Annotated in this window: 24 protein-coding genes; 13 read left to right on the top strand and 11 right to left on the bottom strand. The window is 53.6% G+C overall.

The features are described 5' to 3' along the window. The first annotated feature begins 5 nt into the window (after window positions 1-5). From lpxM to FH974_RS00785, 8 genes are all read left to right on the top strand, one after another. The gene (gene lpxM / locus FH974_RS00820) at window positions 6-962 is read left to right on the top strand and encodes a lauroyl-Kdo(2)-lipid IV(A) myristoyltransferase (RefSeq protein WP_047887209.1); all 957 of its coding nucleotides are present in this window, start codon (window positions 6-8) and stop codon (window positions 960-962) included. Window positions 963-1,067: 105 nt separating this feature from the next. Further along, window positions 1,068-2,144, top strand: a complete 1,077-nt coding sequence (locus FH974_RS00815; RefSeq protein WP_207103438.1) for an O-antigen ligase family protein — start codon at window positions 1,068-1,070, stop codon at window positions 2,142-2,144. 4 nt (window positions 2,145-2,148) lie between these two features. After that, entirely contained in the window at window positions 2,149-2,892 is a 744-nt protein-coding gene (locus tag FH974_RS00810; RefSeq protein WP_047887211.1) for a glycosyltransferase family 25 protein, read from the top strand. Between the two features lie 10 nt (window positions 2,893-2,902). Continuing rightward, complete coding sequence (locus tag FH974_RS00805) at window positions 2,903-3,988, top strand: glycosyltransferase family 4 protein (RefSeq protein ID WP_047887212.1); 1,086 nt, start codon at window positions 2,903-2,905, stop codon at window positions 3,986-3,988. A gap of 11 nt (window positions 3,989-3,999) precedes the next feature. Next, window positions 4,000-4,380, top strand: a complete 381-nt coding sequence (locus FH974_RS00800) for an HAD hydrolase family protein (protein WP_047887213.1) — start codon at window positions 4,000-4,002, stop codon at window positions 4,378-4,380. Next, the gene (locus tag FH974_RS00795; protein WP_047887214.1) at window positions 4,371-5,963 is read left to right on the top strand and encodes a phosphotransferase; all 1,593 of its coding nucleotides are present in this window, start codon (window positions 4,371-4,373) and stop codon (window positions 5,961-5,963) included. The genes FH974_RS00800 and FH974_RS00795 overlap by 10 nt, the downstream gene beginning before the upstream one ends. Further along, window positions 5,960-6,688: a glycosyltransferase family 2 protein gene (locus FH974_RS00790; protein ID WP_047887215.1), complete on the top strand. Its 729-nt coding sequence runs from the start codon at window positions 5,960-5,962 to the stop codon at window positions 6,686-6,688. Before FH974_RS00795 ends, FH974_RS00790 begins: the two co-directional genes overlap by 4 nt. Next, on the top strand, window positions 6,685-7,638 hold the full coding sequence (locus FH974_RS00785; protein ID WP_053061929.1) for a WavE lipopolysaccharide synthesis family protein: 954 nt from the start codon (window positions 6,685-6,687) through the stop codon (window positions 7,636-7,638). Before FH974_RS00790 ends, FH974_RS00785 begins: the two co-directional genes overlap by 4 nt. A gap of 57 nt (window positions 7,639-7,695) precedes the next feature. Here the strand turns inward: FH974_RS00785 and FH974_RS00780 are convergent, their stop codons facing one another. The 3 genes from FH974_RS00780 to FH974_RS00770 form a co-directional block, all read right to left on the bottom strand. Beyond that, entirely contained in the window at window positions 7,696-8,616 is a 921-nt protein-coding gene (locus FH974_RS00780; RefSeq protein WP_207103437.1) for a capsular polysaccharide synthesis protein, read from the bottom strand. After that, window positions 8,613-9,383, bottom strand: a complete 771-nt coding sequence (locus tag FH974_RS00775; protein WP_047887219.1) for a glycosyltransferase family 2 protein — start codon at window positions 9,381-9,383, stop codon at window positions 8,613-8,615. Before FH974_RS00775 ends, FH974_RS00780 begins: the two co-directional genes overlap by 4 nt. Before the next feature lie 77 nt (window positions 9,384-9,460). Further along, window positions 9,461-10,516, bottom strand: a complete 1,056-nt coding sequence (locus FH974_RS00770; protein WP_047887220.1) for a CDP-glycerol--glycerophosphate glycerophosphotransferase — start codon at window positions 10,514-10,516, stop codon at window positions 9,461-9,463. 151 nt (window positions 10,517-10,667) lie between these two features. On the opposite strand from FH974_RS00770, the gene waaA reads away from it, so the two are divergent. After that, entirely contained in the window at window positions 10,668-11,942 is a 1,275-nt protein-coding gene (gene waaA / locus FH974_RS00765; RefSeq protein ID WP_047887221.1) for a lipid IV(A) 3-deoxy-D-manno-octulosonic acid transferase, read from the top strand. On the opposite strand, the gene FH974_RS00760 is transcribed toward waaA, so the two are convergent. Then, on the bottom strand, window positions 11,939-12,643 hold the full coding sequence (locus tag FH974_RS00760; protein ID WP_207103436.1) for a 3-deoxy-D-manno-octulosonic acid kinase: 705 nt from the start codon (window positions 12,641-12,643) through the stop codon (window positions 11,939-11,941). The genes waaA and FH974_RS00760 overlap by 4 nt on opposite strands. A 92-nt stretch (window positions 12,644-12,735) precedes the next feature. Between FH974_RS00760 and FH974_RS00755 the strand changes: the two genes are divergently transcribed. Together FH974_RS00755 and coaD are read left to right on the top strand one after the other, a co-directional pair. Beyond that, complete coding sequence (locus FH974_RS00755) at window positions 12,736-13,773, top strand: glycosyltransferase family 9 protein (protein ID WP_207103435.1); 1,038 nt, start codon at window positions 12,736-12,738, stop codon at window positions 13,771-13,773. A 26-nt stretch (window positions 13,774-13,799) separates the two neighbouring features. Further along, entirely contained in the window at window positions 13,800-14,291 is a 492-nt protein-coding gene (gene coaD / locus FH974_RS00750) for a pantetheine-phosphate adenylyltransferase (RefSeq protein ID WP_047887224.1), read from the top strand. A gap of 141 nt (window positions 14,292-14,432) precedes the next feature. Here the strand turns inward: coaD and FH974_RS00745 are convergent, their stop codons facing one another. The 7 genes from FH974_RS00745 to FH974_RS00715 form a co-directional block, all read right to left on the bottom strand. Further along, window positions 14,433-15,440, bottom strand: coding sequence for an NAD-dependent epimerase (locus tag FH974_RS00745; protein ID WP_047887225.1), 1,008 nt, complete (start codon window positions 15,438-15,440; stop codon window positions 14,433-14,435). A 157-nt stretch (window positions 15,441-15,597) separates the two neighbouring features. Beyond that, window positions 15,598-16,407: a bifunctional DNA-formamidopyrimidine glycosylase/DNA-(apurinic or apyrimidinic site) lyase gene (gene mutM, locus FH974_RS00740; RefSeq protein WP_047887226.1), complete on the bottom strand. Its 810-nt coding sequence runs from the start codon at window positions 16,405-16,407 to the stop codon at window positions 15,598-15,600. A 40-nt stretch (window positions 16,408-16,447) separates the two neighbouring features. Continuing rightward, window positions 16,448-16,948: a hypothetical protein gene (locus FH974_RS00735; RefSeq protein ID WP_047887227.1), complete on the bottom strand. Its 501-nt coding sequence runs from the start codon at window positions 16,946-16,948 to the stop codon at window positions 16,448-16,450. Window positions 16,949-17,094: 146 nt separating this feature from the next. After that, window positions 17,095-17,262, bottom strand: a complete 168-nt coding sequence (rpmG, locus tag FH974_RS00730; protein ID WP_002535344.1) for a 50S ribosomal protein L33 — start codon at window positions 17,260-17,262, stop codon at window positions 17,095-17,097. Window positions 17,263-17,275: 13 nt separating this feature from the next. Continuing rightward, entirely contained in the window at window positions 17,276-17,512 is a 237-nt protein-coding gene (gene rpmB, locus FH974_RS00725) for a 50S ribosomal protein L28 (RefSeq protein WP_047875542.1), read from the bottom strand. A 171-nt stretch (window positions 17,513-17,683) separates the two neighbouring features. Further along, window positions 17,684-18,358 (bottom strand): RadC family protein, encoded by a 675-nt coding sequence (radC, locus tag FH974_RS00720; RefSeq protein WP_047887228.1) that lies wholly within the window; start codon window positions 18,356-18,358, stop codon window positions 17,684-17,686. 143 nt (window positions 18,359-18,501) lie between these two features. Further along, window positions 18,502-20,175 (bottom strand): methyl-accepting chemotaxis protein, encoded by a 1,674-nt coding sequence (locus FH974_RS00715; protein ID WP_047887229.1) that lies wholly within the window; start codon window positions 20,173-20,175, stop codon window positions 18,502-18,504. Between the two features lie 217 nt (window positions 20,176-20,392). Here FH974_RS00715 and coaBC point away from each other — a divergent pair, with 217 nt between their 5' ends. Next, window positions 20,393-21,610 (top strand): bifunctional phosphopantothenoylcysteine decarboxylase/phosphopantothenate--cysteine ligase CoaBC, encoded by a 1,218-nt coding sequence (coaBC, locus tag FH974_RS00710; protein WP_047887230.1) that lies wholly within the window; start codon window positions 20,393-20,395, stop codon window positions 21,608-21,610. 212 nt (window positions 21,611-21,822) lie between these two features. Continuing rightward, complete coding sequence (slmA, locus tag FH974_RS00705; RefSeq protein ID WP_047887231.1) at window positions 21,823-22,413, top strand: nucleoid occlusion factor SlmA; 591 nt, start codon at window positions 21,823-21,825, stop codon at window positions 22,411-22,413. Window positions 22,414-22,474: the final 61 nt, after the last annotated feature.

Raw genomic sequence — 22,474 nt, 5'->3', positions numbered from 1 at the left:
CGCCCATGAAAGATCATTACGACAAACAAGCTTATAACCCTGAGTTTCACTGGCATTTCCTGCACCCAAAATACTGGGGAACCTGGCTGGCCGTGGCTGTTGCATCCCTGCTGTGCCTGTTGCCACACCGTGTTCGCCGCACCATCGCGACCGGTTTTGCCAAGCTGGCGATGAAATTTGACAGCAAGTCCAACCGACGCGCGCGGGTTAACCTGGCGATGTGTTTTCCGGACAAAAGCGAGGCTGAGCGGGAAGCCATGCTGATGGAAAGCTACATCACCGCAGGCAGCTTCCTGATGGGATTCGCCTCTCTGAGCGTACGCAGCCGCGCCTGGCTGGAAAGCCACACCATCATCCGCGGTGAAGAGCACCTGGCCACCCTGAAAGAACAGGGAGAAAGCGCTATCCTGCTGGTACCTCACACCTGGGCCATTGATATTCCTGCGGTGCTGCTGGCATCCCGCGGCCTGCCGGTATCGGCCATGGCCAAGAAGCAAAAGAATGAGGTATCCGACTGGTTGATGCACAAACAACGCGTGCAGTATGGCGGTCGCGTGTATGAGCGCAGTGGTGGGATCAAGCCCTTTATCAAATCGATCCGTGAAGGGTATCTGGGCTACTACTTACCCGACGAAGACCTCGGCCCCGAACACAGTGTGTTTGTTGACTTCTTTGCCACCACCAAGGCAACGATTTCGGGTCTTGGCCGACTGGCCAAATTAAGCCGTTCGAAAATTGTGCCGCTTTATTCTGTATACAACAGCAAAACCGGCCAGTATGAAATCGACATTTATCCGCCGTTGTCACCGTTTCCTCTGGAAACCGAAGAGCAGGATGCCCGTCTGATGAACGAGTGCATCGAGCAGTACGTCACCGAACGCCCGGAACAATATATGTGGATTCTTCGTCTGTTAAAAACGCGACCAAATGGCGAAGCCAACCCGTATAACGTCAAGAAATAGGATCAGGGCAGAATGAACAGAAGTACAATATTCAACACCCTTATCCTGCTGCCGGTTATCTGGCTGTTCAGCGGCTTACTGGTTGTCGGCGATGGCGATAAGCCGATGGTCGCACTGGTTGTTATTTCCGCTATTACCTCAATAAGTTACTACGGACTTCAGACGACCAGAGACAACCTCCGTCACAACCGGGTTTTATGGGTGGTACTGGCACTGACCGCTTATGGTCTTTTCAGTCATTTCTACCACGGCATCAGTTCCCGAGAAATTCGTGCCCTGTTGATGGCGTCAGTCATGCTGATTTGTTTTCCTCGAGAACTCATTTCGCAGCGCCTCTTAAGCTGGCTGTGCCTGATGGGAGGTATTTCGTGTTTCTACATGGCGTATTACTACGGCCAGTATTTGGATATTGGCCGTGGCGCTTGGCCTATCAATGCCATTCCTCAGGCGACTATGAGCGCAGCAATTGGGTTGATTGCTTTGAGCCTTTCTTGCAACAAAAATGCGAGTCATACAACCATCGCTGTGCTCGCCTTTGTTATTAGCACTGCAGCAGTCCTCTTCAGTCAGAGTCGGGGGGTATGGCTGGGTTATTTCGTCACCGTCGCGTTAATGATTATCCTGCACTTCCGCTCCCTGTTATTGACAAAAAAATCCTGTCTTGTTGCCCTGTTGCTCTTAATCATGGGCGGTTTTGCCTTAAAACCGGTTGTTGAAGCACGAATTGATGAAACACAATATGAAGTGAATCAGATCATGTCTGGTAACTTCACGACATCAGCAGGATTACGGTTGCAGATGTGGGCAATTGTCCCACAACTTGTTGAAGATAATTGGTTACTGGGGCTTGGCAGGTATCACCGCGAGAAGTTCAACGAACTGTACCAACAAGGGCAGGCATCCGAAACCTTAAAGCAACAAAACCCTGCCCATTATCACAATCAGTTCCTGGATCGGTTAGTGAAGAGCGGCATGGTTGGCGTGGCACTGCTACTGGCATTGTTATCAGTGCCATTGATCGGCCTCTCACGCGCCTCACATCAGCACCGCTATATGCTGAGCTCTATCGTTCTTCTTTATGCCACGGCATCGTTAACTGATGTCCCTTTTAGCCACCCACAGCCGCTGCTGTTGTATATTTTTCTGGTCAGCTGCTTAACGACATCTAGCAGAAAACACTAACGATATGTACGAAATTTTTGTCATCAACCTGGAGTCCTCCGTTGAGCGCCGTCACAATATCTCTCGGCAGCTTGACGAACTCGGATTACCCTTTTCCGTTTTCTCCGCAGTGAATGGCCGCGAAGGCCATCACCCATTGTTCGACAACTATGATGATCCTCTCAGTCAGCTATACCGCGGCAAATCGCTGAGCAAAGGGCAACTCGGCTGCTATGCCAGCCACTACCTGTTGTGGCAAAAGTGCGTTGAGCTGAATAAGCCAATTATTGTAATTGAGGATGATGCCCTGCTTTATCCGGCACCAATGACGGACTTTGTCCGGGCTATACCGACCCTTGATCCCAAATTTGAATGTATCCGCCTGTTTGATAACAAGCGCAAAGCATTTAACTTCACCCCATTGGTTTCGCTAGGCGCAACGTCTGTGTGCAAATTTACCAAGGGGCATATGAGTGCCACCGGTTATTACCTGACGCCGACCGGAGCCCGGAAGTTCCTGGCACATTCCGATCGCTGGTATATGGCGGTCGATATTTATATGGACCGTTTCTGGATCAACCAGGTCGATTGCTACGGCACAGCCCCTGCCTGTTTAACCAACGACCCGATTTTCGATTCGGACATCGGTTACGACAGCCAGAAACCACCGCGCAGTCTGCTGACCCGCTGCAAACGGGAGTGGTTTAATCTGACCGAGCTCTTTAAGCGCGAAACACATAACGCTCTGTATAAAATCAAACAAAAATAAAGCCTGAATTATGAAAATTTTGATTGCCAGCTCCTACCATCACGCATGGAACAGCGTTCGTCCAGAAGCGGAAATGTTTATTGAAATGGTTCGCCAGGGTCATCAGGTAACGGTCGCCACGCAGGGCGATGCCGAATATGTGTCCCGTTTTCGTGAGCACGGGGTAAAAGTTATCGACTGCTACCCGACCAAGAAAATTTGTTCAAAGACCATCAAAACCCTGCATCGCGAACTGAAAGATGGCGACTACGACATCTGCTACGGATTTAACTCCAAAACCATTCCCAATGCCGCGTTTGCCTGCATCGGTACCCGCGCAAAAATGGTGACTTACCGGGGCACAACAGGCGGCCTGTATCGCCACGATCCCAGTGCTTACCTGACCCATCTTCACCCACGGGTTGACGGTATCATTTGTGTATCTGACGCCGTGCGCCGCGATGTCAGCCAGCGCGTCTGGAAAAACCGCGACAACATCGTCACCATTTATAAAGGTCACCAGCTGGACTGGTACAGTGTTGCACCGACCCAGCGTGAAGAATTTGGCCTGACCGACGATGACATCATTGCCGTCTGCGCCGCGCATGTGCGCCCGAGCAAGGGGATTTCGGTTCTGGTACAAGCCACCCACCAGATTGATAACCCGAATTTCCACCTGTTGCTGGTCGGCAGCGGTTTCGAACCTCACTTTGACGAAATCAGGCAAAGCCCTATGGCAGACCGGATCCACCTGGTCGGCCACCGTAAAGACGTTCCCTCGATCATGGCCATGGCCGATTTCCAGGTTCAGCCGTCAGTCAGTGGTGAAGGCCTGCCTCGTACCATTATTGAAGCCATGGCAAACGGAACCACTTCTGTTGTCACCACCACCGGTGGTTCGCCGGAGCTGGTTGATGACGGTGAAACCGGTTTTATCGTTCCGGCCGGCGATGCACAGGCTCTGGGCCAGGCAATGAACCAGCTGATTACGGATAAAAACAAAATTGCCCGATTCAGCGCCGCGGCACAAAAGAAACTGGATACGGAATTCAATGCGATGGAAACCGTACGCCATCACATCGCCTTTTTTGAAAAGCTGCTGCACCCAACGAAGTAGGACAGTCTGATATGAAAAAACTGGTTGTTGATCTAGACGGCACGATAACGCTGGCCGATACCAATGATTACGAGAACGTCGCGCCGAATCTGGCAGTGATTGAGCAACTGAAAAATTACAAGGCGCAAGGCTACACGATCACCATCAGTACGGCGCGCAACATGCGCACTTACGAAGGGAATGTAGGACTGATTAACATTCACACCCTACCGATCATTACAGCCTGGCTGGACAAACATCAGGTACCTTATGATGAGATTCTGGTGGGCAAGCCCTGGTGCGGTCATGACGGCTTCTACATTGATGACCGTGCAGTACGCCCATCAGAATTTGCCTCTCTGTCAGTAGAGGAGATCAATGCCCTGCTCGACAAGGAAAAAGCATGTTTCTGATCATGTCCGCTGCTTATGTCAGTCAGGAGCTAGAGTCGGAGTTCGGCACCATTCCACCGGCGTTTCTGCCGCTGGGTAACCGCCGTCTGTTTCAGCATCAGGTCGCCAGTGCGCCGGAAGGTAAGAAAATTTACCTCAGCTTGCCGGAAAGCTATCAGCTCGAAACTTACGATGAAGCCTGGCTGAGCAAGCACGGTGTCGCCCTGCTGCGCATCCCGGATGGCCTGTCACTGGGCGCCTCGCTGGTCTCTGCCCTGACACTGGCTGATTATGACCATAAAAGTAGCCTCAGTATCCTGTTCGGAGACACCCTGTTTTCCGAGCTGCCTGGCGGCGAAGATATCATTACGATTTCCCAGGTCGAAAACAGCTACGATTGGGCCATCGTCACCAATGATAACTCCCACTGGCTCGACACCCCACAGCATCGCCATCTGCTGGATCAGAACAACGTGGTTTGCGGGTATTTCAAATTCAGCCAGCCCCAGCGGTTGCTCAAAGCACTGACGATGGCGCACTGGGATTTCATCCAGAGCCTGAACTATTACCACGAGGAATGTGGCCTCAACAGCGTTCACGTTTCCAACTGGCTCGACTTTGGTCACCTGAATACTTACTACACCTCCAAAGCCAAGTTCACGACCCAGCGGGCCTTTAATCATCTGGAAATCACGCCCAAATGGATTCGTAAGTCCAGCACAAAAAACCAGAAAATAGCCGCAGAAGCTCATTGGTTTGAACAGGTACCGCCGATTCTTCGCACCTATCTGCCTCAATTTCTCGGTACTCAGACACAAAACGGGACAGTGTCTTACCAGCTGGAATACCTGCACCATACCGCACTGAACGAGCTGTTTGTGTTCTCCACCCTGCCGGAGCTGGTGTGGAAGCAAATTCTCAGCAGTTGCCTGGACTTTATCGACGCCTGCCAGCAACACACCCCGGCCACTGACAACCATCAGCCGATCCAGTCTCTGGAGGTATTGTTCGGCGAAAAAACACGTCAGCGGCTGACTGAATACTGCCAATCCGTTGGTTGCGAGATGGCAACACCGTGGACGTTTAACGACAACCTGAGCGCCTCCTTTGCCGATTTACTGGCGGCCAGCGAGCAATATTTGCCAACGGCATCATTGCCACCAAGTGTCATGCACGGCGACTACTGCTTTAGCAATATTTTGTATGACTTTCGCAGCGATAAAATAAAAACCATCGACCCACGGGGCATGGATGTACATGGCGACTTCACCGTGTACGGGGATGTGCGTTACGATCTGGCCAAGCTGAGCCACTCGGTACTCGGCCTGTATGACTGGATTATCGCCGGCTACTATGAGGTTAGCGTGGTACAACGTGCGATCACCTTCCGGTTGGATATTCCTAAACACATTAAAAGCATTCAGCAGCTGTTCATTACCTTGATGAAAGAGAAGTATCAGCTATCCGATAAAGCCCTGTACGCCATGCAGATCCAGCTGTTTCTGTCTATGCTGCCACTGCATGCCGACGATTTACGCCGCCAGCAAGCGCTGATGGCCAATGCATTTCGCCTTTACCAACTGATTCAGGACGCCGAAGTATGATCGTCATTCCCATGGCCGGCCTAAGTTCCCGTTTTTTCCAAGCTGGGTTTACCGAGCCAAAATACATGCTCAAAGCCCACGGAGAGACACTGTTTGCTCACGCCATTAACAGCTTCTCACACTACTTCGACACCGAGTCATTTCTGTTCATCATTCGCGATGTGTACGGAACCCGGGCATTCGTCGAGCAGGAAGTAAAACGCCTGGGTATCAAAGAAGCCCACATTTTTGTGCTGGAGGAAGCCACCCGCGGTCAGGCGGAAACGGTGTACCTCGGGTTGCAATCGCTGCCCGAATATCAGGGCCCGATAACCATCTTTAATATCGACACCTTCCGTCCCGGCTTCACTTTCCCAGCCGAGTTGACCCAGTGGGACGGTTACCTTGAAGTGTTTCAGGGCAGTGGTGATAACTGGTCATTTGCTCAACCAGCATCGGCCGACTCCACCCGCGTGGTGCGCACCACCGAAAAAGAGCCGATCTCCGATCTGTGCAGCACCGGTTTATATTACTTTGCCTCAACGGTGCTGTTTACGGATGCCTATGAACGCTATCTTGCCCGCCCTCAAGCTGAATGGGCCAAAGGTGAGCTCTATATCGCCCCGCTCTATAACACCTTGATTCAGGACGGTCACGCTATCCATTACCACTTGATTGCAACCGATGACGTCATTTTCTGTGGCGTACCGGACGAGTACTACCAATTTCTGGAGGGACAAGGTTGAGCCAGGATTTCCAACACATCAGCGTTGTGGTTCAGGGACCGGTCCAAAACTATAAAGGCCGGACCCATCACGAAGAAGGCATCACCAAACGCTGCCTGGACAGTATCCGTACCCATTTACCGGGAGCGACGGTCATCCTGTCGACCTGGCCGGATCAGGACCTGTCGGGTCTGGATTATGACTTGCTGGTGATCAGTGAAGACCCGGGGCAAAACAGTGACGGCTTCTGCCCGGTGAATTACTATCGCCAGATCGTCTCGACCAAAGCAGGCCTAGCACGCGTGACAACCCCTTATGCTGTGAAGCTGCGCAGTGACAACTTCCTCACCGGCAACGAATTCGTGGCACTGCAGCAAGCCTTCCCTTGCAGTCAGGCCGAACACCGCGTGTTTGCCGAAAAAGTGGTCATCAACGCGAACCTGTTTCGACGGACCTCACACGGCCAACGGGTGATCATGAGCCCGAGTGACTTTTTCTATTATGGCCGCACTGACGATCTGCGGAAAATCTGGGACCAACCGCCATTTACCCAGCAACCCTTCGCGGCTGAACTGATGGCGCAGGCTACCCGCCGGTCAGCCGGAGAGCCGGCACTGGAAGCTGAGCAAGTGTACTGCCAAATCTGGCTCAAGGCCTTGTTACCCGAACGCACACCTCTAATGGCCAGCCGGTTTACCAGCCGTCAGCAAGACATCACATTCTGGGAATCATTCCTGGCCAGCAACATCATTATTGCCGATCCGGAGAACAGCGGCATTGGTCTGCGGAAAATTTCCATCAGGAAGCTGAAGCGGGCCAATGAATACAGTCATATCGACTGGCTGCGCCTGTACCGCAAATATTGTGATGCCCGCCAGCCGCTGACCTATACCGCACAGCAGTTGTTACTGGAGTTGCGCCGGCTGTTCAAACTGCCGCTGAGCAAGCTGATTTATAAATGGTCCCACTAAAAAAACCGCCAAAATGGCGGTTTTTCTTCGTACTGGAGATACCGAAACAGCAAGATCCTATAATATTTCCTGCTTCAAGAAGGTTATCCTTTCCTGGTAACGCTCTCCCTGCACATACTTGTCCCGATAGGTTTGCTTGGCAATGAATGCATTCCTGTACTGTGAGAAGTCATCATCAAGCTCAGCGTAGTTATTCGATAGCAGTTGAATTTGTTGCCAAGTCTCTGCCTGGTCGTCACAGCTAACGACTTCATTAAATAAATAAAACAACCAGAAATAAGGCGCAAACCCTTTTCGTTCCAAATGTTCCAGCAAAGGATATCCACTACCGGCTTTGCTGATCAGATTCCGGCGAGCCGCAAGTTTCCTAGTTGTATTTAGCCCTCTTATCTCGAGCTTCTGTTTTCTGTGCGGCTGGTATAAATACTCAATCGCCACCTCAAGCAGCCGCTTCGGAATGACCGCTCCCTGCCGCGCCGCTAAAAACCACGAGACCAGTTGACGATCATCAGAATACTTTTCGCGAAAGGAGAAAAACGGTGTGTTTTCCATATCAAGCCACTGATCCAGCGGCTTTAAACAAAATGAGGTGGCATCAGCCCATACACCACCAAACTTATACAATAAAAATATTCTCAGGAAATCACTCTTGCCTGCAGCTTTAAGATCCACCGTGAAACAATTGAAGACATCATTAAAGTTGAAGCCAAGTATGTCAGAGATATTCACTTCATTCAGGAGAATAACTTGATAATCAGGGTTTTGTGTTACCCAGCTTTTATAAGAAAGCTGCACAACCTCTGGGGCGTTGTCGAGTCCTGAATCCCAGTACATCCAGACGGTCTTCGTAAAATCACCCGCTGGAATTTCCAGGTGCTGAATATGAGACAGCGCCTCAAGACCCTTTTGATAATCCTGCTCAGAGATGACAGGTGTCGGCTGCAAGTACTTTCGCAGTTTTCGTATCATCTCTTTCATGCGTTCTTTTCTTGCTCAAGCAGCCACAGCCCAACATATTTATTGAAGTTCACCTGGGCATACGTCATGGCGACGATGAAACCCACACTGCCGTCCAGGAAACCACGACGCAGAATATAAATATGGAAAAACGTCCACATCCCTCGTAGCAGGGCAAGTACCAGGCCATGGGATTTTTTCCCTTTACGATGGTATTTCTGCGACCCCAGCCAGGCATATTTAGCGGCTTTATCCAGACCGTGACCGTAATCGCGGTGGGTGTAATGCAGCAACAAGCCTTTCATGACACCGGTCGAGCCCGGTGCAGGCACCACAGTTTCATGAACCTCATCCAGGGTAAACCTTGCGCCTTCACGTTTAAACAGACGCAGAACCGAACGGGCGCTGCGGCCATATTTGAGGGTTTTGCCGTACAACGTGACACCCCAAGGCAGACGGTACGCCGTGTGCTCAATCTGCTCTTGCTCCAGCATCGCGATCAGTGCCGATTTCATCGTTTCATCCAGCGCTTCGTCGGCATCAATAGACAGAACCCAGTCGCCAGTTGCTTTATCCAGCGCCCGCTGTTTCTGCTTACCAAACCCCGGCCAGTCAGTGATCGTCACGTTGTCGGTATAACGCTGACAAATTTCGACTGTGTTATCGGTTGAGCCACTATCCAGCACAATGATTTCATCGGCGATGTCTACGACCGATTGCAGGCACGGCTCGATGCGATCCGCTTCGTTTTTCGTGATCACAATTACTGACAATGAATGCCTTCTCATAAATTGGGCCTTTCTGTTAACGATGTTTTGAATAAGTTCTGTATCGGGCAGCTACTTGCAGGCTACATTCCCCGAGCTTACCACTTCCAGTATCCGAGTTTCTTTCGCATTTTGAATTGACGCATCAAATTCAACGGCTTGGATTTCAGCCCGGCCCGGCCGTCTGCAATCATCGCGTTGGTGGCCTGCAGTACACGCTCACTGGATGCGCCGTCAGAATACGGGTGAATCAGTTGGCAATAGCGCTCAATCTCAGCCATCAGGGCTTCCGGGCGTTGCAGAGCCTCGGTAAGCGCCGCTTCGACAGCATCCACTTCAGTGACATCCAGCAGGTACTCCCCCGGTGACTGATTGCAGAACGTCACAACCGGTTTACGCTGCAACAGGAACATCAGCAGAACCGATGAGGTGTCGCACAACATCACGTCTGCCGCCTGCAACAACGGAATCACATTGTCGGTTTCGACAAACTGCAGGTGTTCGCCCGCCAGGCTTTTGTACTTATCGACAATATCCTGATCCATTTTCGGGTGGAACTGAATCAGCCAGCGCCATTTACCGGTCTGCGACAACTGTTTGATCTTCTCAAACAGTATCGGCGCACATGTCAGGTTGCGGGAAAACGTCGAGCACATCAGCACCGTCGGCCGCGGGTCAGCCGGTGCCAGGTAAGGGTTATTAGGCTCTGGGGTAAACAGCGGATCCAGTGCCGGCCAGCCTGTTTGCGCCACTCGGAAAAAACCGTGCTCAGCGGCCAGCTGTTCAAATCGTTCGGTGGTATCCGGCCCCTGCGTGCAGTACAGATCAAAACAACCACGTATCTCAAAATGATCCTCGCGACCGCGGCGGTTGAGTTTTCCGGCATTGAAACCATGAAAGACACCCACCTTGAGCCCCGGAACGAAACTCGGCACCACATTGCCCGGGACGAACACCGCATCCGGCTGCCAGGCTTTGACATCGCCGATGGTCGCCAGCACCTGCTCGTCAGGAGCGAGGAAAGCCGGATTGACTTCATTGCCTTCCAGGAACCAGCGCACTTCCCCGCCCTGTGCCAATATGGCGTGTTGCAGCGGCCGTAAGATGGCATACGAATAGTTCTGGGCGATATACATCAAGTAACGTTTTTTCATCTAACTCTCTGCTCGGTTCCCGTCGCCGGTCTGTACATGAAACAAGACGGTTATTCTAACCGAATCATGCTGTGGATAGTGAGTTTTCCCCGCCTGTTCGTGACGAAAGAAGCCGTTATAATAGCCCTAAATCGTTCACTGGCCTTTGATTATGTTGATACGCGCCCTTTATACCCTGCTGCTCTGCCTAGCCTCTCCCGTGCTGTTGTTCGGGCTTTATAAAAAGAAACCCGGTAAACCGACTTTTGGTTCCCGCTGGAAAGAGCATTTTGGCTTCACGCCGCCTGTCCGGGGTCAGCGTCCGATCTGGGTTCATGCCGTCAGTGTGGGCGAGTCCATTGCCGCGATCCCCGTCATTAAAGCCCTTAAAGCGGCTTACCCCGACACCCCCATTGTCGTTACCACCACCACCAGCACCGGGGCCCAGCAAGTCGAAAAACTCGGGGATCTGGTGGAACACCGCTATATGCCTATCGATTTTGCTTGGTGCGTCCGCGGTTTTTTGCGCGCAGTTCGCCCCTCCGCGATGCTGATCATGGAAACCGAACTATGGCCCAATACCCTGGCGACAGTGCACAGCGCCGGGATTCCGGTGATCGTGATGAACGCGCGCCTGTCCGCCCGCTCCGCCACCCGTTATCAGCGCTTCCAGCCGGTCTTTAAACTGATTGCACGTCATCTTGACCATATCCTGTGCCTGCATCAAGATGATGCCGACCGCTTCGCCCGATTGGGCATTGCAGCCAGCCGACTGACAGTTACCGGCTCAGTGAAGTTTGATATTCATATTGATGAGAGCATTCGCAAGCAGGCACAGCAGCTGCGGACGGTGCTGGGTTCAGCTCGCCCGGTATGGGTCGCAGCCAGCACCCACAAGGGAGAGGATGAACAGGTGCTGGAAGCCTTTGCCGCGGTTCGCCACCAGCATCCCGACAGTCTGCTGATTCTGGTGCCCCGCCACCCCGAGCGCTTCGATCAGGTTGAGCAGCTTTGTCTGGCACAGTCATTACGCTGTGTTCGCCGGACCGGCGACCAGGCGGTTACGCCGGAAACTCAGGTTTATCTGGCAGACACCATGGGAGAAATGCTGTTGTTTCTGGGGGCTGCCGATATCACCTTCATGGGCGGGAGCCTGATCGGCGATCGCGTCGGCGGCCACAATATGCTGGAGCCCGCCGCAATGGGCAAACCGACCCTAACCGGGCCGAGTTTTTATAACTTTGCCGACATCACCCAGCAATTACGGGACGCCGGAGCTCTCGAGGTTTGCCAAGACGCCCGGGACTTGGGCGAGCGTTTGTCCGTATTGCTGGCGGCCCCAGAACAGCGCCAGTGCATGAGCCAGGCCGCCCTGAATGTCGTCAGGCAGAATCAGGGCGCGGTTAACAAAACCCTGACGGTACTGGCCACTCTGCTGAAAGATTAGTCGTTCCGGTATCCGGCCAGCAGCCACTGCCAGCACGAGGCATCAAACCGGATCCCCCGCTTGCCCTGCTCTTTGACAAACGAGCGGTGCAAGCGGGACAGATTCCCTTCTTTCCATTGCTCGCCCTGCTGTTCATAGCACTTATCAAAATCAATCAGCCAGACCAGCTGCTGGTCATCCAGCAGGATATTGTGACTGTTGAGATCGGTATGGCACACCTGCAGGTCATGCATCTGACGCACCATGGCCCCAATCGCGCGCCAACACGACTCTGGCAAAGCCTGCTCGGCGAGAATCGCGACCAAATCCTGCGCGTTAGCCACTTTTTCCACCAGCAAATCGGCCTGATAGGTCAGTCCGCTACGTACTGCCCGCGCCGCCACAGGTCGCGGAACCCTCACGCCACCCTGCGCCAGTTTATCCAGCAGGCGAAACTCTGCGGCGCCGCGGGTATTGTCCCAGCCTGTAAACCAGTAGGCATCTTTCACCAGCTTGCCGAACAGGCCGCCCCGGCGATAGTGGCGCAAGGCCATCGGCAGTGCTTGGCCCTCGACAAACCAGGTCGTGCCCCGGCCCTGTGCCGAGCCGGTGACCCGTCCGGCCTGTTGCCAGAAGGCCGGGTCAAAGCAACGAAGGGGCTCTTCCCGTAACAAATCCGGGTCAAACCAGACCCGCTGATTGTCTTTCGTAATCACTTGCACACTTTCTCTCCAGGCATGAGGCGACAGAGTATTTTACAATCACTTACGTGAACTGCATAATTTCCTCTCTGAATCACTAACAGGTAACTGTCATGGCGTTATTTTCAACTCCGCCACAATCCTTATGTATTCTTCGCTTGTCCGCCATCGGTGATGTCTGCCATGCCATTGCTGTCGTACAAGCGATTCAGGCTCACTGGCCGAGTACCAAAATCACCTGGGTCACCGGAAAAATCGAAGCTCAGTTGATTGGCGACTTACCGGGCATTGAGGTGGTGGTGTTTGACAAAAAAGCCGGATGGGCCGGTATGAAAGCTGTCTGGGCCGCCCTGAAAGGTCAGCAATTTGATGCCCTGCTGCATATGCAGGTGGCACTGCGCGCAAGTGCCCTGTCACTGGGGATCAAAGCCCGCTACCGGGTCGGATTTGGCAAAAACCGCACCAAAGAAGGCCAGTGGCTGTTTACCAACCGCCATTTGCCTGACACCAACAGCTTCCATGTGTTGGACAATTTCGCCGACTTTGCCCGCTATCTGGGGGTGCCGTTTGACCAGCCTCACTGGAATATCCCACTGTCCGATGAGGACACAGCATTTGCCCGGCAGCAGATTAACCAGCATCCGACACTGATCATCTCGCCGGCCGCCAGTAAAGACGAGCGCAACTGGCTGACCGAACGTTATGCCCAGCTGGCCGATTATGCGAATGAAAAAGGTATGCAGGTGATTCTATGCGGTTCACCGGCACCGCGCGAAGTCACCCTGGGTCAGGCCATCGAACAGCTTTGCCAGCATCCGGTCAAAAACCTGATCGGCCAGACCAGCTTGAAACAGCTGACGGCTCTGCTTGGACAGGCCACCGTCGTGGTCGCCCCCGATACCGGTCCGGCTCACCTGGCAACCACGCAGGGCACCCCGGTGATTGGATTGTACGCCCACAGTAACCCCCAGCGCACCGGCCCGTACAACAGTCTGAACACAGTCTGCAGCGTGTACGACCAGCATGCCGAAGCGCAGCACGGCAAACCGGTATCTGCCCTGCCGTGGGGAACCCGGGTCAAAGGCGATCAGCTGATGAAAGACATCAGTCTGGCGCAGGTGACAGCGACCCTCGACACTCTCATTTCTTAATTCAACATCAGCGACTGGTACTCATTATGACAACCCGAGTTATCTACCCTGGCACCTTTGACCCTATTACCAATGGTCACCTGGATTTGATCGAGCGAGCCGCCGCGATGTTTGATCATGTGATCGTCGGCATCGCCTACAGCCCGAGTAAAAAACCACTGTTTGAACTGGAGGAGCGCGTGGCACTGGCCAAAGCCATTACTTCGCACCTCACCAACGTCGACATCGTCGGCTTCTCCGGCCTGCTGGTTGATTTTGCCAAGGAATATCAGGCCAATGTGCTGGTTCGCGGCCTGCGTGCTGTGTCTGACTTTGAGTTTGAATTCCAGTTGGCGAACATGAACCGCCGTCTGATGCCGGAACTGGAAACTGTGTTCCTGACCCCGTCAGAAGAAAATTCTTTCATCTCCTCCACCATTGTCAAAGAAGTGGCGCTGCACAAAGGCGACGTCAGCCAGTTTGTCGACCCAGTGATTGCCGACGCGCTGGAGAAGAAGTTCAAGGCACAGGGAAAATAAAAAACCAGTCCCAGCAATATCAAAAAAGGAGGCCAAGCCTCCTTTTTTATTCGCATTACTTTGCGTCCTTCACGACTTACCGCTTTTCAGGCCGCAACATTCATGCAGTCGTATTAACACGACTGCATTAACACTACCGTTTTAACACTGATAATACTCACGGTACCAAGCCACAAAGGCCTGCACACCTTCCTGCACCGAGACCTGGGGTTTATAACCAGTGACGTCAAACAGATCCGCCGTATCAGCATAGGTGGCGTACACATCGCCCGGCTGCATTGGCATGAAGTTTTTCTTCGCGTCCATATCCAGTGCCGACTCCAGCGCATCAATGAAATCCATCAGCTTCACCGGACTGCCATGACCAATGTTATACACACGGTAAGGTGCCGAGCTGGTTGCCGGAGAACCGGTTTCGACCGTCCAGTCCGGTGAGGATTGCGGAATCACATCCTGAATCCGGATAATGCCTTCCACAATGTCATCGATGTAGGTGAAATCGCGACGCATATCGCCATTGTTATACACATCAATGGCTTTCCCCTCGACAATCGCCTTGGTGAATTTAAACAGCGCCATATCCGGACGCCCCCACGGGCCGTACACGGTAAAGAAACGCAGGCCAGTCGTCGGCACACCGTAAAGGTGGGAATAGGTGTGCGCCATCAGCTCGTTGGACTTTTTCGTCGCCGCATACAGGGAAATCGGGTGGTCGACACTGTCAGCGGTATTAAACGGCATTTTCTGATTCAGGCCGTAAACCGAGCTGGAAGAGGCATACACCAAGTGTTCTATCTTGTGATGACGACAGCCTTCCAGAACCGTCAGGTGGCCAACCAGGTTGCTGTCAGCATAGGCCATCGGATTATCAATCGAGTAACGTACCCCGGCCTGTGCTGCCAAATGAATCACCCGATCGAATTTTTGCTCTGCAAACAGCGCGGCCATACCGTCACGGTTCGCCAGATCCAGCTCCACAAAGGTGAAGCCAGGATGCTGAATTCGGGTCAGACGATCATGCTTGAGCGACACCTCGTAGTAGTCATTGAGGTTATCAATCCCGACGACCTGATGGCCCATCGCGCATAGACGTTCAACAACGGCGCTGCCGATAAAACCGGCCGCACCGGTAACCAGATATTTTTTCATCCGTTTCACCCTTCTCAGCGTGCGTCTCCCGACACACATAAAACGTATTGGATAACAGGATCATAGCACTCTCAGACTGACGAACCTATCACTAGGCATGCAACCGGGATCCCATGTCACGCAGGCCGGAAGCGATGTTCCTGTCTTTACGGTGCGCTTATTTCTGACAATCGCTGCAGTATACTGTGGTCCGCTGACCAATCTTCACTTCACTGAGCAACTTGTCACAGCGCGGGCAAGGCTGACCGGCTTTGCCGTACACCTGCAGTTCCTGAGCAAAATAGCCAGGTTTGCCGTCCGCATTCTTGAAATCTTTCAGCGTTGTGCCACCCTGCTCAATCGCAAACGCCAGCACGGCCTTAATTTCCGCCACCAGCACCGCCAACCGTTTGGCCGAAACTTTTCCGGCTTCCCGTTTCGGATGGATACCGGCACTGAACAGGGATTCATTGGCGTAAATATTCCCTACGCCCACCACCACATGGTTATCCATGATGAACTGCTTGATTGCGGTCCGCTTGCCTCGGGCTTTTTCCTGCAAATATTGTGCACAAAACGCCTCGCTTAATGGCTCAGGTCCCAATTTGGCCAGCACCGGGTGCTCGCCGCCTTTGTCCTGCCACAACCAGGCACCAAATCGGCGGGGATCGTTGTAGCGCAGTACTTCTCCACTGGCCAGACAAAGATCCACATGATCATGCTTCTCCGGCGGAATCCCTGCCGGCAAAACCCGCAGGCTGCCCGACATACCCAAATGGACAATGGCATAACCGGCATCGGTTTCCAGCATCAGGTATTTCGCCCGGCGGCTGACCCGCCGGATCTCCTGCCCAACGATTTGGCGGATCGCCTCCGGGACAGGCCAACGCAATTGGGGATTGCGGATCACGATATCAGTTACCCGCTGGCCGGTCACATGGGGGGCAATCCCCATCCGGCTGACTTCAACTTCCGGTAATTCAGGCATTTTTTCTCTCGTTCAGACCCCGCGTTGTCCGCAGGTCCGATTATTCAGACGGATTCATGTGACGCGGAAATAAATAGGCCTCATCAACCGAGACGGCCAGCCACTCCCCCTGCCAGTTCTGGAGCAGCCAGAATTGCGGTAACTGGTAAATCGTCACCCGTACCGGCTCTTCGTGGCTGGCTAGCCAGATCTCCGCGGTTCTCGGGGCCTGCAGCGTAGGCTGCAACTGAGCCATCATGTCCCGGTTAACCGGGGTCCCTTCCAGGCGCTGCCAGTGGGCAGCCAATGTCGCGGCTGGCAAAGATACCGGCGGTTCCGCCAGCCAACCCAGTTCGCTCTGTCTCAGGGCAACCTGCGGCAGGCTCAAACGGGTCATTGGGGTGTCCTCGGGCAGTAAGCGCGTCAGCCCGCTGGCAACCATCGGTTCTGGTTCGTTCGTTGCAAAACGCTGCTGCAGCAATTCCGGCAGACGGATCACCGCGATAAAACAAACCACTCCGATGATGATGACATTGTTCCAGCCTCGGCGGGACAGCCTCATAACACGACTCCTTCACATGCAGATGCGAAATCATACCATGAGTATCAGTGTATGAGAGAAGCAGGAAAGGTGGCAGGGCGCCAAATTGCAGACATAAAAAAACCCAGTCAATAAACTGGGCTTTTTACCAAGAGGCAAAAAATCAATTACTTGATTTTCGCTTCTTTGTACATAACGTGCTGGCGAACTACTGGATCAAATTTCTTGATCTCAAATTTGCCTGGCATGTTACGTTTGTTTTTGTCGGTAGTGTAGAAGTGACCAGTGCCAGCAGATGATACTAGACGGATCTTCTCACGAATGCCTTTAGCCATTGTTCAAATCCTCTTAAACGTTCTCGCCGCGAGCACGCATATCAGAAAGAACGGCGTCGATGCCTTTCTTATCGATGATACGCATGCCTTTCGCAGAAAGGCGTAGTTTAACGAAGCGTTTTTCGCTTTCTACCCAGAAACGATGAGTTTGCAGGTTCGGCAGAAAACGACGCTTGGTGGCATTACGTGCGTGTGAACGGTTGTTACCCGTTACAGGACGCTTACCAGTTACTTGGCATACACGGGACATTACTGTCTTCTCCAAATCGTTTCAGCTCGATATCAACCATGGTTAACCAAACGGAAATCTTCATTTCCGCTAACCATAGCTATCAAAGGTCGCGCATTATACTAAGTCAAAACCAGTTGCTCAAGTCCCGAGCAGATCCTTTCGCATCATTTTGATCGATTTTGGCCTATTTTATAGCCAACCTCTTTCGGCGAAAGACGTAATTTCTCCGTCTCCAATAACAAAGTGATCCAGAACCCGAATATCTACCAACGCCAATGCATCACATATGCGGCGGGTAATTCGACGATCTGCCTGACTCGGCTCAGCTACGCCCGATGGGTGATTATGCGCTAAAATGAGCGCGGCTGCATTAAGTTCTAGTGATCTTTTTACAACTTCACGCGGATAAACGCTTGCAGCGTCAATTGTGCCCTCAAATAATACTTCTCCGCTCAGAACCCGATGCTGGTTATCCAGAAACAGGACAAAAAAGGCTTCCCGATGCCGATCACGCAATAAATGACTTAAATATCGCCGAGTATGATCCGGACTGGTCAGGGCATCGCCACGCTTCAGGGTTTCTTCAAAATGACGCTGGCTCATTTCCAGCACGGCCTGCAACTGGGCAAATTTTGCCGGGCCTAGACCTTTGTACTGACAAAAGGTGAGCTGATCGGCAGCCAGCAAGGCCCGCAGTGAGCCAAATTTCTCAAGCAAGTCGGAGGCCAGTTCAATGGCATTCATGCCCGCAATACCAGTTCGCAGAAAAATGGCCAACAATTCGGCATCAGATAATGCCTGTGCGCCCCGGGCCAGTAATTTTTCCCGCGGCCGGGAATCAGACGGTAACAGTTTTAGTGACATCAGGCTCTCTCCTGGTTTTCTGCCCAGAAGAGAGCCTGACGGACCTGGCCGCAAGAGCGCCGACCGACTTATGGGAAAATGTTCGCACTCTTTACCGGCAACTTCACGACACTTTCACGGCAGTGCGAAACAAACCGATGCCATTACACCTTGAACTGCCCGACCAGACTGCGCATCTGCTCTCCGGCGGCGGCCAGCTCGGTGGTTGTGGTTCGGGTATGCCCCAGCGCGCCGACAATCTGATCCAGGATGTGCTGAATGGCGACCATGTTCGTGTTAATTTCCTCCGACACCGCACTTTGCTCTTCCGCCGCTGTGGCGGTTTGCACCCCCATGGCATTAATGCTGTTCACCGCATCGGTCACGGTCACCAGACTGGCCGTAATACGCTGCGACTCCGCCAGAGTTTCCTGACTCTGCTGCTGACTGACCGTCATCGCCTGCACCGCTTCCCGGGTGACCGACTGCAGTTCTGCCAGCATCTGATTAATTTCTTCCGTGCTTTGCTGAGTCCGTCCGGCCAGCGAGCGGACCTCATCTGCTACCACCGCAAACCCTCGTCCTTGCTCTCCGGCGCGGGCGGCTTCAATGGCTGCATTCAGCGCCAGCAGATTGGTCTGAGCGGCAATGTCACCAATCACGGTGAGCACCGAGCTGATGCGCGTGGTCTGGGTATTGAGCAGCGCCATGGCTTGAGAGGCACTATCGACATGCGCCGCCAGCTGATCGATACGGTTAACCACGGCATCTACTTCCTGCTGGGCTGCCTCCGTCTGGGCGGTCGCTTCCTGTGTCGCGGTCGCCGTGTTCACCGTGTTGTTCGCCACTTCCCGCGCTGACACGCTCAGTTCCGTCACCGCCGTCACGACCAGCTCGGTCTGGCGATGATGCTCATCCATCTGTAATCCGGCCTGCTCGGTCTGCTGTTGCAGACTACCGGAAGCATCGCTGACATGCCTTGCAACCTGCTGAACTTCACCGATCAGCTGTTGCAGCTTGGCCATAAACTGGTTAAACGCGGCAGCCAGTTCGCCAATCTCATCCCGGCTTTCCACCTGCAACCGAGCAGTCAGATCGCCACCTCCGGCCGCAATACCCTGCAAGGCAACCAGCATGTGGCTAAGTGGCTGTAGCGCCCGCCCTGTCAGCCAGGCCACCAGTGCCGCGACCAGCACTACCACGGTCAGAGTCACGCTGACTGACAGCCACACCTGATGCTCGAACCTGGCAGCAGCACTCGCCTGAAATGCCGAGACTTCGGCCTCAATGTCATCGACATACACCCCAGTTGCCAGCACCCAGTCCCATTTTGCCAGATACTCGGCATACCCCAGCTTGGGCGCGGTGGCATTTATCGACGGCTTATGCCAGCTGAAATTCAGAAAACCATCCCCGCGTTTGGCGGCATCAATCAGACCGGCAATCACCCGCACGCCGTTTTCGTCCACCACATCAATCAGGTTTTTACCTTCCAGCGTCGGCTGGGCCGCATGCAGGGTATTGATACCCTGGCTGTTATAAGCAAAGAAGTAACCATCTTCGCCAAAGCGCATCGCCACCAGCCGGGCTTTCGCGGCCGGAATATTGTTCCCGTTGATATCGGCTTCATACAGATCGGCAATGGCCGTCCGCGCCAGTTGCAGCGCCGTTTGCAGCTCCTGCTTTTTCATTGCGGTAATCTGGCTGCGGTAGGTGTCAATTTGCGACGCCAAGTCAGACTTTTGCTCCGAAAGGTAAATCCCGTTAATCAAGGCCGCCACAATCACGAGCGGCAACAAAACCAGCAGCAACAGCTTGCTACGACAGCGTAACTCCATCTGATCAATATCCTGTTTTAAACGCGGTATGCTTTAACCCTAAGGATTTCATGACAATATTCCATGAAGTCATCAACACTTTTGACATTAACAGACCGCGAGAGCTACCACATTTTCCTGATTTCATGCGCAGCGCTTGATCCCAAGCCGTGAATCTCACCGGCTTTGGTGCTATCTTGTGGGCCGGATTTACAGGTTCAGAGAGACAGGCAACACCATGCAAACACTGGCAGGAAAACATATTCTTCTTGGAATCAGCGGCGGGATTGCGGCGTACAAATGTGCCGAACTGACCCGTCGGCTGATCGAGCGCGGCGCAGAGGTGCGCGTTGTCATGACCCCGGCAGCCAAGGAGTTTATTACTCCCCTGACCATGCAGGCGGTGTCCGGCAAGCCGATCTCTGACAGCCTGCTGGATCCGGCCGCCGAGGCGTCCATGGGTCATATCGAGCTGGCCAAATGGGCTGACCTGGTGCTGCTGGCACCGGCAACAGCCGATCTAATCGCCCGTATGGCGGCAGGCATGGGTAATGACCTGCTGACCACCCTCTGCCTGGCGACCGATGCCCCGATTGCCGTTGCCCCGGCCATGAACCAGCAAATGTACCGTCACGTCGCCACGCAGGAAAACATTGCCACCCTGCAACGCCGTGGCTGCCAGATTTGGGGCCCGGCCAGCGGTGAGCAAGCCTGTGGCGATGTCGGCCCCGGCCGCATGCTGGAGCCTATGCAGCTGGTCGGACTGACTGAAACCTTTTTCCAACCGGCTGACTGGCAGGATCTTCACCTGACCATCACCGCCGGTCCGACCCGCGAAGCCATTGACCCGGTGCGTTACCTGACCAACCACAGCTCCGGCAAAATGGGCTATGCCATTGCCGCCGCCGCCGCCAAGCGCGGTGCCAGAGTGACCCTGATTAGCGGCCCGACCAACCTGGCCACCCCGGCCGGGGTTGAGCGCATTGATGTCAGCAGCGCCGAGCAGATGCACGCAGCTGCACTGACCCATGCACCGGGCAGCCAGATTTTCATCGGGTGTGCCGCGGTGGCAGATTTCCGCCCGGTAGAGGCTGCCGGGCAAAAAATGAAAAAACAGGATGGTGAAGACGAGATGGTGCTGCGGCTGGTGAAAAACCCGGACATCATCGCCAACGTGGCGGCCCTGACCACACAGCGTCCATTTACTGTCGGCTTTGCCGCCGAAACGCAGGATGTGGCCCAGTACGCCCAGGATAAACTTCAGCGTAAAAACCTGGATCTGATCTGCGCCAATGATGTTTCTCAGCAGGACCAAGGCTTCAACAGCGATCAAAACGCCCTGCACCTGTACTGGCCGAACGGTGATAAAGCCCTGCCACTGTGCAGCAAAGCCGAATTAGGCCAGCAGCTGATGGCCGAAATTGTGGCACTGTACCGCACCCACGAGTCGGCCTGACCGTTTCCAGCCCGCCGTCATAGTGCTGAAAATGCAGACGAATTAAGCGAATAAGATCAAATATAAAGCCCATTCCTTAAGGTTGGGCTTTTTTTGTCGATATAGAAAACAGTATCTACCCGCAACGCTTTTCACAATCCCACTCCACAGCTAAGATAGGCGGGTTTCACGCTGTCCGGTGACAGTCTCATTTTGAAAAGGAACGGTTATTCATGGCTGGCAACAAGAAAAACAACCGCCGCGAAGAGATTTTGCAGGCCCTGGCGCAAATGCTGGAGTCTGCTCAAGGTAGTCAACGTATTACGACCGCCAAGCTGGCCGCCCAGGTGGGTGTTTCGGAAGCGGCACTCTACCGCCACTTCCCGAGTAAAGCGCGCATGTTCGAGGGTCTGATTGAGTTTATTGAAGATTCGATCACCACCCGCATTAACCGCATCCTTGATGACGAAAAAGATACCCTGAACCGCCTGCGCATGGTGCTGCAGCTGATCCTGGGATTTGCCGAGCGCAATCCAGGCCTGACCCGCATCATGACCGGCCACGCCCTGATGTTCGAACAAGACCGTCTCCAGTCCCGCATCAACCAGCTGTTTGAGCGGATTGAAACGCAGCTGCGTCAAATCCTGCGTGAGCGTAAGCTGCGTGAGGGGAAAGGGTTTCCGGTTGATGAGAATATTCTGGCCGCACAGCTGTTGGGCCAGGTGGAAGGCAGTCTAAATCGTTTTGTTCGTTCCAGTTTTAAGCACAAGCCGACCTCTAATTTCGACGACTACTGGCGCCTGCTGAGCGCCCAGCTGGGCTAACGGCCACTGTCGAACCGGCAGTTACCGGACTACCCAATAAAAAAAGCGAGGGATACCCTCG

Source organism: Photobacterium ganghwense, assembly GCF_017329545.1.
GTDB lineage: Bacteria > Pseudomonadota > Gammaproteobacteria > Enterobacterales > Vibrionaceae > Photobacterium > Photobacterium ganghwense.
Note: the sequence above shows the minus strand (reverse complement) of the source record. Positions and strands in the feature narration are given on the sequence as shown.

Coding starts and splice junctions, on each gene's coding strand:
- lpxM (WP_047887209.1), top strand. CDS start 6: ATGAAAGATCATTACGACAAACAAGCTTATAACCCTGAGTTTCACTGG.
- FH974_RS00815 (WP_207103438.1), top strand. CDS start 1,068: ATGGTCGCACTGGTTGTTATTTCCGCTATTACCTCAATAAGTTACTAC.
- FH974_RS00810 (WP_047887211.1), top strand. CDS start 2,149: ATGTACGAAATTTTTGTCATCAACCTGGAGTCCTCCGTTGAGCGCCGT.
- FH974_RS00805 (WP_047887212.1), top strand. CDS start 2,903: ATGAAAATTTTGATTGCCAGCTCCTACCATCACGCATGGAACAGCGTT.
- FH974_RS00800 (WP_047887213.1), top strand. CDS start 4,000: ATGAAAAAACTGGTTGTTGATCTAGACGGCACGATAACGCTGGCCGAT.
- FH974_RS00795 (WP_047887214.1), top strand. CDS start 4,371: ATGTTTCTGATCATGTCCGCTGCTTATGTCAGTCAGGAGCTAGAGTCG.
- FH974_RS00790 (WP_047887215.1), top strand. CDS start 5,960: ATGATCGTCATTCCCATGGCCGGCCTAAGTTCCCGTTTTTTCCAAGCT.
- FH974_RS00780 (WP_207103437.1), bottom strand. CDS start 8,616: ATGAAAGAGATGATACGAAAACTGCGAAAGTACTTGCAGCCGACACCT.
- FH974_RS00775 (WP_047887219.1), bottom strand. CDS start 9,383: ATGAGAAGGCATTCATTGTCAGTAATTGTGATCACGAAAAACGAAGCG.
- FH974_RS00770 (WP_047887220.1), bottom strand. CDS start 10,516: ATGAAAAAACGTTACTTGATGTATATCGCCCAGAACTATTCGTATGCC.
- waaA (WP_047887221.1), top strand. CDS start 10,668: ATGTTGATACGCGCCCTTTATACCCTGCTGCTCTGCCTAGCCTCTCCC.
- FH974_RS00755 (WP_207103435.1), top strand. CDS start 12,736: ATGGCGTTATTTTCAACTCCGCCACAATCCTTATGTATTCTTCGCTTG.
- coaD (WP_047887224.1), top strand. CDS start 13,800: ATGACAACCCGAGTTATCTACCCTGGCACCTTTGACCCTATTACCAAT.
- FH974_RS00745 (WP_047887225.1), bottom strand. CDS start 15,440: ATGAAAAAATATCTGGTTACCGGTGCGGCCGGTTTTATCGGCAGCGCC.
- mutM (WP_047887226.1), bottom strand. CDS start 16,407: ATGCCTGAATTACCGGAAGTTGAAGTCAGCCGGATGGGGATTGCCCCC.
- FH974_RS00735 (WP_047887227.1), bottom strand. CDS start 16,948: ATGAGGCTGTCCCGCCGAGGCTGGAACAATGTCATCATCATCGGAGTG.
- rpmG (WP_002535344.1), bottom strand. CDS start 17,262: ATGGCTAAAGGCATTCGTGAGAAGATCCGTCTAGTATCATCTGCTGGC.
- rpmB (WP_047875542.1), bottom strand. CDS start 17,512: ATGTCCCGTGTATGCCAAGTAACTGGTAAGCGTCCTGTAACGGGTAAC.
- radC (WP_047887228.1), bottom strand. CDS start 18,358: ATGTCACTAAAACTGTTACCGTCTGATTCCCGGCCGCGGGAAAAATTA.
- FH974_RS00715 (WP_047887229.1), bottom strand. CDS start 20,175: ATGGAGTTACGCTGTCGTAGCAAGCTGTTGCTGCTGGTTTTGTTGCCG.
- coaBC (WP_047887230.1), top strand. CDS start 20,393: ATGCAAACACTGGCAGGAAAACATATTCTTCTTGGAATCAGCGGCGGG.
- slmA (WP_047887231.1), top strand. CDS start 21,823: ATGGCTGGCAACAAGAAAAACAACCGCCGCGAAGAGATTTTGCAGGCC.